We start from the raw sequence: 13640 nt of genomic DNA, 5'->3' as shown, positions 1-13640 counted from the left end.
GGCATTCCCAAAAACCACCCAATCCCCACATGCAGCCGAACGATGAAAGCTATTGACGCACCGCAATAGCGATCTGTAAGAATGACTGACGTCCGCAGATCCGGCAGCAGATAATTCCACTTATCCGCCATTCCGAATCAAGCGGGGAATCCATTCGAGGGAGGTGAAGAAAAATGAAGAAGTACATCAAGCCGCAGGTCAAGAAGGTCAGCTTCGGTTCTGTCCTCTCGAACGTCGCGTGACACAAGGCTGCCGGGTCGCCATGCTGTGGCGGCCCGGCAGCCGCCGCCCGAAAGGAATATCCGTGCTGCTGGCACTCACCGGCACCGACGGGGTCGGCAAATCGACCGTCACTCGTGCATTCGTCGCCGAGTTGAACGCGCGCGGCTACCGAGCCCGCACAGTCGACCGGTGGGATATCGTGGCCGATTCCCGGTATCCGGCGGCACGATTCCTGAGCCATGACATCAGGGACATTCGCACTTGCATCGCCGACATGCCCGGAACCTCCCGTCTCCTGTTTCTCATCTGGTCGATGGCCATGGCTCTGGAAGGCGTCCGTGAGGAACCCGGGGAAGTCGTGGTCGTTGACGGCTACTGGATGAAGCACGCGGCCGGCGAAATCGCCTACGGGCTGGACCCGGAATGGGTCGAAGCGCTGGTCGCGGGGGTCCCGACAGCGGATCTGACCGTACGGCTGAGCCTTGACCTCGCCACAGCCTGGCAGCGCAAGCAGGGCGACCTCGTCCCCTACGAGTGCGGGATGGACCCGGCCTGTGCCGAGGACTCGTTCCTCGCCCACCAACGCTCGATCTCGGATCACCTGGACCGCTGGACGAAACGCCACCACTGGCCGACCGTCGACGCCGACCGTCCCGTGCCCCTGATCGTCGCCGAGCTGGCCGGCCTCGTCGAGCGGGCCGAACAAGACCACCACCAGTTTCCCCCCTCCGGAGATTCGCGCGCATGACCGCCACCGCAGCAGAAGGCTCCGAACCCGACGCCGATGACACGCCGTGGCAGGCCAAGCGGTACTTCAACCGGCTGTGGGCGGGCGAGGCGGCGAGCGCCTTCGGCACCCGGATCAGCCATGTCGCGCTGCCCCTGATCGCCGTGGTCGTGCTGCACGCCCCCGCCTGGCAGGTCGGCCTGCTGACCGCCGCGGAGGGATTCTGCTACCTCGGTTTCGGGCTGCACGCCGGAGCCTGGGTCGACCGCTGGCGACGGCGCCCGGTCCTGATCGCATCGAGCCTGCTGAGGTGCGTGCTGGTCGCACTGATCCCCATCGCAGCGGCCCTGCATCTGCTTTCGCTCGGCCTGCTCGTAGTCGTCGCGTTCGGGGTGTCCGCCCTGACGATGTTCTTCGACCTGGCACTCTTCGCGTTCGTCCCGCTCGTCCTGGGCCGCTCTCGGCTGAACTGGGGCAACGCCCGCCTGAACGGCACCGATTCGGTGGCCCAGGTCGCCGGCCCGACCGTCGCCAGCGTGCTGATCGGGGCGCTCACGGCGCCTTACGCGATGGCCGTGGACGCGGTCAGCTATCTCGCCAGCGCGCTGGGCGCCTTCCTGGTTCCCATACCCGAGGCCCGCCGCACGACAGAGCCCGGTACCTCGCGGCGTCCGATCCGACAGGACATCCTCGAAGGCCTGCGCTTCCTGCGGGGCGAGAAACTGCTGCTGATCCTGGCCGGCGTGTCGGCGAGCTACAACTTCTTCGCCACCGGCACGACGGCCGTCCTCGTCCCGCACCTGGTCCACGAGGCGGGCCTGGGCACCACCGGTGTCAGCATCGTCTTCGCGGTCTCCGGAATCGGCGGCGTGATCGGCGCCGCACTCACCGGCCGGCTCGCGAACCGGTCCCCCGCCACCGCCCTGTGGGCCTTCCCCACCGCCTGCCTGTTCGGCGGGCTCCTGCTGCCCTGGGGTGACGGATGGGTGGCCGGGCTCCTGGCTGGAATCGGCGGCGCGTTCACCGGGATGGGCATCGTGGTGTACAACACCACCGCGACCTCGCTGCGCCAGAGCCGCACCCCTTCCGAAATGCTCGGCCGACTGCGCAGCGCCCTGCGCACCACCGCATGGAGCGGGGCCACCCTCGGGGCGCTGGCCGGCGGGGCGCTGGCGAGCGCCGCCTCCCCGAAGCTGACCCTGGTGATCGGGTCGATCGGCGGCCTGCTCGTCTTCCTGGCCGCCGGACTCACACCCATGCGCACGGTCACCCAAGCCGACACGGAAGCCGCCAGACCCTCCTGAACCCTTCCGGGGGGAACCGGTTCGGCCCTACAGCATCAGTTCAGCAAGCTCGGAGAGAGGTCATCATCATGTGCGGCCTGGCCGGTGTCATCAGCACCAGCGGGACAACCCTACCGCCAGAGACCCGGAACACGCTGCTCGCGATGGCCGCCGCCGTCGCGCACCGGGGGCCCGACGACGAACAGTTTCTGCTGGACGGCCGGGTCGGGCTGGCGTACCGCCGATTGTCGGTGATCGACCCGGCCGGTGGTGCCCAGCCGTTGACCAGCCCGGACGGCTCACTCGTGCTGATCGCCAACGGCGAGATCTACAACCACCGGGAACTGCTGGCAGGTCTTCCGGGCGTCCGGCCGCGCACCGGATCCGACTGCGAGGTACTGCTGCACCTCTACCGGGCCCGCGGCCTGGACTTCCTGGCCGAGGTCCGCGGGATGTTCGCCTTCGCCCTCTGGGACCGCACCCGCGGCACCTTGCTGCTGGGGCGGGACCGCTTCGGCATCAAGCCGCTCTACCTCCACCGCGACGGAACCCGAGCCGTCTTCGGCTCCGAGGTCAAGGCGCTGTTCTCCGATCCCCGCACTCCACGCGCGATCGACTGGCCCGCGGCTCTCGCCGACCCGATGCTCTCGGCCACCCCTACTCTCTCCGACGCGCCACCGACCAGCTGGTTCCAGGGCATTGAGCAGGTTCCGGCCGGCGCCGTTCTGGAGATCGACTCGGCGAACGGACGCACCCGCACGCACCGGTACTGGCAGCTCCCCACCCCTGGCGGTGACTCGGACGCCTCCGACGACGAGTTCGCAGCGGCCTACCGTGACTTGCTGGCTTCGTCGGTCGCCGAGCACACTGCGGCCGACGTCGAGGTGGGCCTGTTCCTGAGCGGCGGGATCGACTCCGTGGCGGTCGCCGCGCTGGCCGCACGCACGGCCTCGCTGCAGACGTTCACCGTCCTCAGCGGGAGCACCCTCGTCAACGGCGACGCCGAACACGCCCACCGGTCAGCCGCCTCGCTGGGACTCACCAACCACCAGGTTCTCTTCGGTCCGCAGGACATCCCCACCGCCGAGGAGTGGAAGCGGCTGCTCTGGCTGCTGGAAACACCGCTGTGCGGCCCGGAGCAGTTCTACAAGGCGGGTCTGCACCGCTATGCCCGAAGCGCCCGCCCGGACCTCAAGGTCATCCTGGTGGGCCAGGGCAGCGACGAGTTCAATGGCGGCTATTCGGTCGGGCTGGGAGGCGGGAACTGGGCAGACCACGAGGAGAGCCTTCGGCAGATGGCCCGGCGCCGCGCGCTGACCGACCGTCCGGAACTCGCCGCCTGGTGGGAGCACTCCGACCTGCCCCTGCTCTCCGACCGCGCCCTGACCGCCGGCGGACACCATGCGCTCGACGACCCGTACGCGGCATACACGGCGAGCAAGTTCCGCGACCTGCAGCAGTACAACTGCTGGCACGAGGACCGCACCGCATCAGGCAGCGGCATCGAGACCAGGGTCCCGTTCCTCGACCACCGGCTGGTCGAGCTGCTCGCCACCATCCCCCGCCACCGCCGCCCGGCACTGCTGCTCGACAAGCGGATCCTACGCCTGGCCGTGGCAGATCTCGTGGACCCGGTCCTGGCGGCCCGGCCCAAGGTGCCCTTCTTCTACGGGGAGGGCCGGCGCCACGCCTTCACCACCATGGTCTCCATGCTCGCCCGGAGCGGCGACGCGCTCCTGGAGGAGGCACTGTCGGCCCCCGGCGCGCGGACCCATGTCTCCGCCGACGCCGCCCGCGCCACACTGCGGCGCCTGGAGGCGGACTGCGAATCGGCACACGTCGACTTCCTGCTCAGGCTGGTCAACCTCGGCCTGCTGGAATCCATGACCACCGACCTGCCGGCCCCTCCCGCCCAGTACTCGCACACCGTCCCAACAGCGCTGCCGATCGGGGACTGGGACGCGTCGGCGGACGGGCTCGCCGCCAGGTTCAGCGCCGCGCCGGGCGCCGCGATCGATCCGGACCTGATACCGGCCCTCGCTCCCGAGGTGCTTCTCGCGCACGCCCCGGCGCTCGACGACGGGTGGCTGATCCTGGTCGACGGGACCATCGAATACGTGGTCGATCCTCAGGAGTCCGCATCCTGGCTGGCCGTACTGCGGGCCATCGACGGAGTTCGGTCACTCAAGGAAATCCTCGCGGCAGTCGACTGCTCGCTGGAGGACGTCCTGGAGCCGCTCGACGAGGCCCTCCTGGCCGGGCTGGTCCAGCTCGGCGCGCCGGTGGACGCGGCACGGTGACGACAGATCAGCAGGCTCAGGAGGCCGCAGCCGGTCCGGATCCGACATTCGATTGGAAGGCGTGGCGGCTGGACGGCGGGCGAACCGCGGCTGCGGCCTGCGTGTTCGCCTACGCGGTGGCGCTCTGGGGCCAGGGTGGTGCTCTCCGGTGGGCCGGCGTGGCCGTAGGGGTCGAGACCGTTCTCGTCGGGCTGCCGTGGCGGGTACCGCGCCGCCGACGCAGCGGGCCGAGTTTCTGGGCCGAGACCTCGGCCGGAATGCTGGTGCCGGTCGGGGCCGCTGTCCTCGCCGTCGTGTCCGGCCCGTCCTGGTTCGGGGACGCGCCCGCATGGTGGTGGTACCCGTTGGGTGCCACCGCGGGCATGGTGCTCGTTCTGCTGGGCGGGATGAATCTTCGCGCGCTGGTCTCCGGCGATCTGGCCTTCCTGTACGGGCCGACCCCTCGACCGCAGGCGCTCGCCCGGGTGACGACCAGTCTCCTTTCGCCGACCGGTGAGGAGGTGGTGTTCCGAGGGGCGTACCTGGCCGCCCCCGCAGTCGCCGCCGGGCCGCTGGGGCTCCTCGCCGCCGCGGCCTTCGTCGCCCGGCACCACATCGCACCTGGCGCCAACAGACGCGGCTCGGCACGGGCGACCGTGACCGAGGTGAGTGCCGCGGCCGTGCTGCTGGGCCTCACCGTGGCATCCGGCTCGATCCTTCCCGCGCTGGTCGCCCACGTGGTCAACAACGCGCCGTCGATCGTCTTCGAGCTCCAGCGGGAGCACGACAAAGGAGGAGCACCATGACCGACCTGCCCGGGGCCTCGCTGGCCTCCCTGGAGCAGTTGCAGGAACTGGGGGTTCTCCCGGCTGCCTGCCGCAGCGTCTACATCAGCGGCTCACTGGTCCGCGGCTGGGGAAACGCACTGAGCGACGTGGACATCTACGTCATTACGGAGGAGGACTACCGCAGCGAGACGGCGGTGTACGTCCAGGTGCCGTTGGAGCCCGACACCCTCCCCGTGGAGATCAAGTACGTCGACGGCCGGCGCTGGGACATCGAGTACTGGCGCGCCGATCAGGTCCAGCAGGTGATCTCCAAGGTCGACTGGTCGGTCCTGGAAGGGACTCAGGAGGTCGGCCGTCGGCTGTCCACCGACGAGCTGGACTTCCTGGAGCGGCTTTCCTACGCGTATCCGCTCGCCGGGGCGGACTGGCTCGGGAGCCATCAGAAGCAGTTGGCCGACTCCGGACTCCGGTCGGTCATGGTCGCCCGAGCCCTCAACAGCGTCGACACCTACACCCAGGACGTGGTGGGCCAGCTTGAGGCGGGCGATGTGGAGAGCTCCGTGCTCTCCGTGAAGATCGCCTTCGGCTACGCGATGGATGCCCTGCTCGCCTTCGAGGGCGAGTACGGCCAGAACGCGAAGTGGCGGGCCAGGCGCTTCCGCACCGCCGACCCCACGATCGTCACCTTCGACCAGTACTGGGCGATCGAGACGATGCAATCGTTCGACCCTTCGGCACCCCGCGCCTGGGTCGAGGAGGCACTCCGCCTCTGCCAGCACGTATCCATGGAGGTATCCGTCTGATGTCCGGCACCCAGCAGAACGTCCACACGTCGGTCCCCACCCGCAGGCTCGACGCCCGGGTCCGCAATGTCCGGGGGCAGATGATGGTCGCCGGCCCCACCCAGGCCTTCGAACTCTCCGAGACGGCCGCGTTCATCTGGAAGCAGATCGACGGAAGCAACACGGTCGCCCAGATAGGCCGTCTGCTTGCTTCGGAGTACGAGGTGGACGAGCAGACCGCCGTCGAGGACACGGCCGAGGTCATCGCCGAACTCGCGGCCAGCAGCGTCATCACCCTCGCCTGACGCTCGCAGGTTCTCGCGACGGGTGCCGGCCGGGCACCGATCCCCCGGCCGGCACCCGCACCGGTGCTCTCCGGGCCGCCCCAACGCCCCAACGCCCCAACGCCCCAACGCCCCAACGCCCCAACGCCCCAACGAAAGGCTCGGACCTTCCTCCAGCCCCATACGCATCTGCCATGTGTTTTCCCATGGAAAAATGTAAATGCGACTCCAGGACGCCTATTCTTTGGCACATGCTGTTCGATGCCCCCGGGCGGTCCGCTCGCCGGCCCGGCGGCATCGGCCCGACGCGTTCCAAGGAGTCCCGACCCTCATGTCGTTCATCCCCGCCCTCACCCGCCGCCGCGCGGCGGCCGCCCTCGTCGTCGTGGGCCTGCTCACGCCCCTCACCGCGTGCGGCAGCGACGACGACACGAAGGATTCGGGCACCGGTTCCAGCGCGTCCGCCTCCAGCGCGCCCGCCGCCGACCTCACCGTCCTCGCCGCGTCCTCGCTCACCGATGTGTTCGAAAAGGCGGGTGCCGTGTACGAGAAGGAGCACCCGGGGACGGAGGTGACGTTCTCCTTCGCCGGGTCGCAGGAGCTGGCCGCCCAGGTGAAGCAGGGCGCGCCCGCCGACGCCCTGGTCACCGCCGACACCAGGACCATGGACGTGCTGAGGGCGGAGACCGGGACGCCCGTCGTCATCGCGAGGAACCGTCTCGTCATCGCCACCGCGTCCGGCAACCCGGAGGGGATCGGCGGCCTCCGGGACCTGGCCGACCCGAAGCTGAAGGTGGTGCTGGCCGCGCCCGAGGTGCCGGTGGGCCGGTACAGCGCGCGGATACTGGACGCCCAGGGCATCGCCGTGAAGCCGGTGTCGCAGGAGCCGAATGTGCGCGCGGTCCTGAGCAAGGTCGAACTGGGCGAGGCGGACGCCGGGCTGGTCTACCGGACCGATGTCGCGTCCGCCGCCGGGAAGGTGGACGCGGTGGACATCCCGGACGCGCAGAACGCCGTCGCCTCCTACCCGGCCGCCACGCTGAACGGCAGCGAGCACGGCGACGCCGCCGCCGCGTTCGTGAAGTGGCTGTCCTCGCCCGAGGCACGGAAGATCCTGACCGGCGCGGGCTTCCAGCGGCCGTAACGTGAACCCGGAAGCCCGAGACGTCAGCAGGGGACCTCGATGAACCGATCCCGCGCGCCGCTGGTGCTGGCGCTGCCCGCGCTGCTGGCCGTCGCGTTTCTGCTGCTGCCGCTGGCCGGTGTCCTGGCCCGCACCTCGTGGGGCGAGCTGGGCGCGCATCTGACCGGCGAGGGCACCGTCGAGGCGCTGACGCTGTCGCTGATCGTCTCCGGCTGGGCGCTGCTCCTCTCGCTGCTGCTCGGGGTGCCGCTGGCCTGGCTGCTGGCCCGGGTCGACTTCCCGGGCAAGGCGGTCGTCCGCTCGCTGGTGCTGCTGCCGATGGTGCTGCCGCCCACAGTCGGCGGGGTCGCCCTGCTCCTCGCCTTCGGCCGGCGGGGGCTGCTCGGGCCGTGGCTGGAGGACTGGTTCGGCATCACGCTGCCCTTCCACACCTCCGGGGCGGTGCTCGCGGCGACCTTCGTCGCGATGCCGTTCCTGGTGATCAGCCTGGAGGGCGCGCTCGGCGGACTGCGCCCCCGGTACGAGGAGACGGCGGCCTCCCTGGGAGCCTCGCCGGTACGGGTGTTCCGCACGGTCACGCTGCCGATGGTCGCCCCCGGTCTCGCCGCGGGCGCGGCGCTGACCTGGGCGCGGGCGCTCGGCGAGTTCGGGGCGACCATCACGTTCGCGGGCAACCTCCCCGGCACCACGCAGACGCTGCCGCTGCGGGTCTATCTGCTGCTCCAGGACAGCCCGGAGGCCGCGACCTCGGTCTCCCTGCTGCTCCTCGTCATCGCCATGGCGGTGCTGCTGGCGCTGCGCGGGCGCTGGACCGGGACGCCCCGGCCGGGTACGCCCCGGCGGGAGGCGGCGGACGACGGGCCCGCCCCGCCGGGCGGGCCGCCGCCCGCCGCGCAGGGGCCCGCCGCGCAAGGGCCCGCCGCCGGGCGCTGGCCGCTGCGCGCCGACGTCACCGGGTTCGACGAGCTGACCCTCGACGCGGAGGCCGGCACCACCATCGCGGTCGTCGGCCCCAACGGCGCCGGCAAGACGACGCTGCTGCGCGCCCTCCTCGGCCTCACCCCGCGCGCCCACGCCCGGCTCCGGCTCGGCGACACCGACGTCAGCGCGCTGCCCGTCCACCGCCGGGGCGTCGCCTGGGTGCCGCAGGACGGCGCTCTGTTCCCGCACCTGAGCGTCCTCGCCAACACCGCGTACGGGCTGCGCGCCCGAGGGGTGCCGCGCGCCGAAGCCCGGCGCGCCGCGCGGGAATGGCTCGACCGGCTGGGCGTCGGCCACCTCGCCGGGCGGCGGCCCGCGCAGGTCTCCGGCGGGCAGGCGCAGCGGGTCGCGCTGGCCCGCGCACTGGCCGCCCGGCCGCGGCTGCTGCTGCTCGACGAGCCGCTGGCCGCGCTCGACCAGACCACCCGGTCCCGCGTCCGGCACACCCTGCGCCGCCATCTGGACGGGTTCGGCGGGGTCTGCCTGATCGTCACCCACGACCCCGTGGAGGCGGTCGCGCTCGCCGACCGGGTGCTGGTGCTGGACGGGGGCCGGGCGCTCCAGTACGCGCCGCCCGCAGAGGTGAGCCGCCATCCGCGCTCCCCCTGGGTCGCCCGGATGCTGGGCCGCAACGCCTGGCCCGGCACCGCCACCGCCGAGGGCCTGGAACCGGCGGACGGCGGTCGGCTCGTGGCCGCCGATCCGCTGCCGGCCGGGGTGCCCGCGCTGGCGGTCATCGCGCCCGAGGCCGTCTCCGTACACCGGGAGCGGCCCACCGGGAGCCCGCGCAACGTGTGGCCGGGGACGGTGCGCGAGATCACCTCGTCGGGCGGGAGCCGGCTGCGGGTGCTGGTGGGGTCCGGTGAGGCGCCGGACCTGGTCGCGGAGATCACCCCGCGGTCCGCCGCCGAACTGGGCCTGGCGGACGGGGTGCCGGTGTGGACGAGCGTCAAGGCGACCGAGGTGACGCTCGTCGCGCTCTGAACGGCCGGCGGGCGGCCTCCGAGCGGCCGGTCAGTACACGTCGCGGACGTACCGTTTGTCGGCGGCGAGCTGCTTCAGGTACAGGGTCGCCGCCTCCGGTTCCAGGCCGCCGTGCGCGACGGCGATGTCGTGCAGGGCCCGGTCCACGTCCTTGGCCATCCGGGCCGCGTCGCCGCACACGTAGAAGTGGGCGCCGTCGCGCAGCCAGGACCACAGCTTGGCGCCGTGTTCGCGCATCCGGTCCTGGACGTAGACCTTGGCGCGCTGGTCGCGGGAGAAGGCGGTGTCCAGCCGGGTCAGGGTGCCGTCCGTGAGGAAGGAGGTCAGCTCCTCCTCGTGGAAGAAGTCGGTCGCCCGGTGCTGTTCGCCGAAGAACAGCCAGTTGGGGCCTGGGTCCCGGCGGGCCCGGCGCTCCTCCAGGAAGCCGATGAAGGGGGCGACTCCGGTGCCGGGGCCCACCATGACCATGGGGGCGTCGGGCCGGGCGGGCGGCCGGAAGTGCGGGGCGCGCCGGACGAAGACCGGTATCCGTGTGCCGGGGGCGGCGTCCGCGAGGAACGGCGAGCAGACCCCGGCGCGCGGCCGGCCGTCCGGGTTCTCGTAGCGGACGACGGAGACCGTGAGGGAGAGCCGGTCGGGGTCGGTGAGCGGGCTGGACGATATGGAGTACAGGCGCGGCTGGAGGGGCCGGAGGACCGCGGCCCACTCCTCCGGGGTCGCCTTCACGGGATGGTCGGCGAGGAGGTCGACGGCCTGGCGGCCCCAGGACCAGCGGGCGAGTTCGCCCTTGTTGTCGGGCCGCAGCATCTTCTTCAGGTCCCGGTCCCCGGTGCGTTCGGTGACGAAGCCGAGCAGGGCCGGGGTGAGCCGGGTGATGTCCAGATGGCGGTGCAGGGCCTCGCCGAGGGAGACGCCGCCGATGCCGGCGACCTCGATCTCCGCGCCCGCGTCGAGGCCGGTGACGGAGAGCCATTCGCCGACCAGGTCCATGGGGTTGACGGCGTGGACGCCGAGCGCGTCTCCGGCGGCGTACTCCAGGGCGGTGCCGGTCCCGGCGGTGTCGAAGGTGAAGCGGCGGACCTCCTTGCCGGAGCCGGGGCGGCCGAGCAGCCGGTTGCCGGCGAGGCGGGCGGCGACGGGGGCGGGCCTGGAGGTGCGGACGGGGGCCGGCGGCGGGGTCCTCCCGGCGGGGGGCGGCGGGCCTGCGGCGGGCGGGGTGGCGAGGCCGGCGAGGACCTGGTCGAGCCAGTGCAGCGCGGACGGCTCGTAGTCGGGTTCGCAGTCGGTGCGCGGGGCGAGCCGGACGGCCCCCAGCTCGTCCAGGCGCCGGTCCAGCCGGCGGCCGTGCCCGCAGAAGTCGTCGTACGAGGAGTCGCCGAAGGCCAGTACCGCGTACCGCCGGCCGTCCAGGGGCGGGGCGTCGGCGGCCGTCAGGGCGGTCCAGAAGCCGGAGCCGTTGTCGGGCGCGTCGCCGTCTCCGAAGGTGCTGGTGATCAGGAGGAGGTCGGCGGCCGGGGGCAGGGCGCGCGGGTCGGCCCGGTCCATGCCGAGGAGGCGGGCGCGGTGGCCGGTGGCGGTGAGCCGGTCGGCGGTGGCGGCGGCGAACTCCTCGGCGTTGCCGGTCTGCGAGGCCCACAGCACGACCACCTCGCGCCCCGCCGCCCCGGCGGGCTCGGGTGCGGGCGTGGGCGTGGGGGCTTCGGCGGGCGGGGTCGCGCGCGAGTACAGGCCGGCCAGGACGCCGTTGACCCAGCGGGCGTGTTCGGTGGCGAAGGGGGCGTCGGGCGGGAGGACCGGGATGCCGGGGGCGCCCAGCGCAAGGCCGGCGAGGAATCCGACCAGGTACTGCCGCTCGTGCTCGGCGAGGACCGGGGGCGGGGCGCTCTCCAGGCCGAAGGCGACGGCGGGCGCCCGCTCGGGCACCCGCGCGGGCGCCGGCGGGGGTGGCACCGCCGCCTTCGTCAGGGTCACCGCGCACACCTTGAACTCCGGCTGGAAGGAGACCGGGTCCACCGCGTCCCCCGTCACCGCGTTGACGGCGAGGTCCTTGCCGAACAGGTCGTTCCAGTGGAAGGGCGCGAAGCAGCAGCCCGGCGCGACCCGGTCGGTGACCGCGGCCGGCAGCACGGCCCGCCCGCGCCGCGACGCCACCTCCACCGCGTCCCCCTCCGCGATGCCCAGGCGGGCCGCGTCCTCGGGGTGCACCTCCACGAACGGGCCGGGGTTCAGCCGGTTGAGCTTGGCGACCCGGCCCGTCTTGGTGAGGGTGTGCCACTGGTGCGCCACGCGTCCGGTGTTCAGCACGAAGGGGTAGTCGTCGTCCGGGAGTTCGGCGGGCGGCAGGTGGGGGCGGGCGAAGAAGCGGGCGCGGCCGGTCGGGGTCGGGAAGACCGGTCCGCCGCCGTCCGGGGCGAGGTAGCGGATCGGGTTGCGGTCCGGGCCGTCCGGGGTGGAGGCGGGCCACTGGACGGGGGCGGTGCGCAGCCGTTCGTACGTCACGCCCCGCAGGTCGTATCCGGTGCGGGGGTTGGCCGCGCGCTTGATCTCCTCGAAGACCTCCTCGGCGCTTTCGTGGGCGAAGCCGTCCTCGTACCCCATCGCGCGGGCGACCCGGGCGATGATCCGCCAGTCCGCGAGGGCTTCGCCGGGCGGGTCGACGGCGGGGCGGGCGAGGGTGAGGTTGCGTTCGCTGTTGACGAGTACGCCCTCCGTCTCGCTCCACAGCGCTCCGGGCAGCACGATGTCGGCGTGGGCGTTGGTCTCCGTTTCGGCGAAGGCGTCCTGGGTGATGACGAGTTCGGCGGCCGCCAGGGCCTCGACGACGGTGCTCCGGTTGGCGACCGAGGCGACCGGGTTGGTGCAGATGATCCAGCACGCCCTGATGTCGCCGGCCGCCATCCGTTCGAACATCTCGACCGTGCCCCGGCCGCACTCGTCCTCGCGCAGGGTGCCGGGCGCCAGGCCCCACAGCTCCTCGGTGAAGGCCCGGTCCTCGTCGTCCAGGAGCGATCGCTGACCGGGCAGTCCGGGGCCCATGTAGCCCATTTCGCGACCGCCCATGGCGTTGGGCTGGCCGGTGAGCGAGAGGGGGCCGCTGCCCGGACGGCAGATGGCGCCCGTCGCCAGGTGCAGGTTGATCAGCGCGTTGGTGTTCCAGGTGCCGTGCGTGGACTGGTTGAGACCCATGGTCCAGCAGCTCGTCCACTCCCCGGCCTCGCCGATCCAGCGGGCGGCGCGGCGCAGGTCCTCCTCGGAGACGCCGGTGAGCGCGGCGACCGCGTCCGGCGGGTAGTCGGCGAGGAATTCCGGCATCGCCTCCCAGCCCTCGGTGTGCGCGGCGATGAACGCGGGGTCGGTGTGCCCGTTCGCGTGGAGCAGATGGAGCAGGCCGTTGAGGAGGGCCAGGTCGGTGCCGGGGCGGACGCGCAGGAAGAGGTCGGCCTTGTCGGCGGTGGCGGTGCGCCGGGGATCGACGACGATCAGCTTGGCGCCGGCCTTGACCCGGTCGAGGAGGCGCAGGAAGAGGACCGGGTGGCAGTCGGCCATGTTGGAGCCGATGACCAGGAAGACGTCGGCGCGGTCCAGGTCGTCGTAGGAGCCGGGCGGGCCGTCCGCGCCGAGGGAGAGTTTGTAGCCGCTGCCCGCGCCGGCCATGCACAGCCGCGAGTTGGACTCGACGCGGTTGGTCCGGATGAACCCCTTGGCCAGTTTGTTGGCGAGGTACTGCGCCTCCAGGCTCAGCTGCCCGGACAGGTAGAAGGCGACGGCGTCCGGCCCGTGCGTGTCGACGACGGCGCGCAGCCGCCGCGCGGTGGCGGCGATCGCCTCGTCCACGGCGACCGGTACGGGCTCCGCGCCGCGTCCGGGCCGCATCAGCGCGGTGGTCAGCCGGCCGGGCGCGGCGAGCAGATCGGCGGTGGTGGCGCCCTTGGTGCACAGGCGGCCGGAGTTGGCGGGATGGGCCCGGTCCCCCGACGCCTTGCGGACGGTACGGCGCCCGTCCGGCCCGGACGCGACGTCGAGGACCATGCCGCAGCCCACCCCGCAGTACGAGCAAACCGTACGGACCTGAGTGGCGTCGGCCGACGAGCTGAGTGGGGGCACCGGGGCGACCTTCCATGAATCGGATCGTCCTTCGACGGTAGGAAGGGGCCGTTACGCGGGTG

Annotated in this window: 9 protein-coding genes; 8 read left to right on the top strand and 1 reads right to left on the bottom strand. The window is 72.2% G+C overall.

Translation table 11 applies throughout. The features are described from left to right. The first annotated feature begins 304 nt into the window (after positions 1 to 304). The 8 genes from DNK56_RS29015 (at position 305) to DNK56_RS28980 (ending at position 9474) form a co-directional block, all read left to right on the top strand. Positions 305 to 970: a dTMP kinase gene (locus DNK56_RS29015; protein WP_111338736.1), complete on the top strand. Its 666-nt coding sequence runs from the start codon at positions 305 to 307 to the stop codon at positions 968 to 970. After that, a complete protein-coding gene (locus DNK56_RS29010) occupies positions 967 to 2253 on the top strand; it encodes an MFS transporter (RefSeq protein WP_111338735.1) in 1287 nt (428 codons plus the stop codon). Before DNK56_RS29015 ends, DNK56_RS29010 begins: the two co-directional genes overlap by 4 nt. 68 nt (positions 2254 to 2321) lie before the next feature. Beyond that, a complete protein-coding gene (gene asnB, locus DNK56_RS29005; protein ID WP_111338734.1) occupies positions 2322 to 4532 on the top strand; it encodes an asparagine synthase (glutamine-hydrolyzing) in 2211 nt (736 codons plus the stop codon). Between the two features lie 158 nt (positions 4533 to 4690). Beyond that, positions 4691 to 5317 carry a CPBP family glutamic-type intramembrane protease gene (locus DNK56_RS29000; RefSeq protein WP_199564816.1) on the top strand — a complete coding sequence of 209 codons (627 nt, stop codon included), beginning with the start codon at positions 4691 to 4693 and terminating at the stop codon, positions 5315 to 5317. Further along, a complete protein-coding gene (locus DNK56_RS28995; protein WP_111338732.1) occupies positions 5314 to 6102 on the top strand; it encodes a hypothetical protein in 789 nt (262 codons plus the stop codon). The genes DNK56_RS29000 and DNK56_RS28995 overlap by 4 nt, the downstream gene beginning before the upstream one ends. Then, a complete protein-coding gene (locus DNK56_RS28990; protein ID WP_111338731.1) occupies positions 6102 to 6386 on the top strand; it encodes a PqqD family protein in 285 nt (94 codons plus the stop codon). Before DNK56_RS28995 ends, DNK56_RS28990 begins: the two co-directional genes overlap by 1 nt. A gap of 310 nt (positions 6387 to 6696) precedes the next feature. Further along, a complete protein-coding gene (modA, locus tag DNK56_RS28985) occupies positions 6697 to 7509 on the top strand; it encodes a molybdate ABC transporter substrate-binding protein (RefSeq protein WP_111338730.1) in 813 nt (270 codons plus the stop codon). 39 nt (positions 7510 to 7548) lie between these two features. After that, positions 7549 to 9474 (top strand): ABC transporter permease, encoded by a 1926-nt coding sequence (locus tag DNK56_RS28980; protein WP_111338729.1) that lies wholly within the window; start codon positions 7549 to 7551, stop codon positions 9472 to 9474. A gap of 30 nt (positions 9475 to 9504) precedes the next feature. On the opposite strand, the gene DNK56_RS28975 is transcribed toward DNK56_RS28980, so the two are convergent. Then, positions 9505 to 13503, bottom strand: a complete 3999-nt coding sequence (locus DNK56_RS28975) for a bifunctional nitrate reductase/sulfite reductase flavoprotein subunit alpha (protein WP_241990195.1) — start codon at positions 13501 to 13503, stop codon at positions 9505 to 9507. Positions 13504 to 13640 lie beyond the last annotated feature (137 nt).

The organism is Streptomyces sp. AC1-42W (assembly GCF_003248355.1).
In the GTDB taxonomy this organism is placed as follows: domain Bacteria; phylum Actinomycetota; class Actinomycetes; order Streptomycetales; family Streptomycetaceae; genus Streptomyces.
This window is presented reverse-complemented; position numbering and strand designations above follow the sequence as displayed.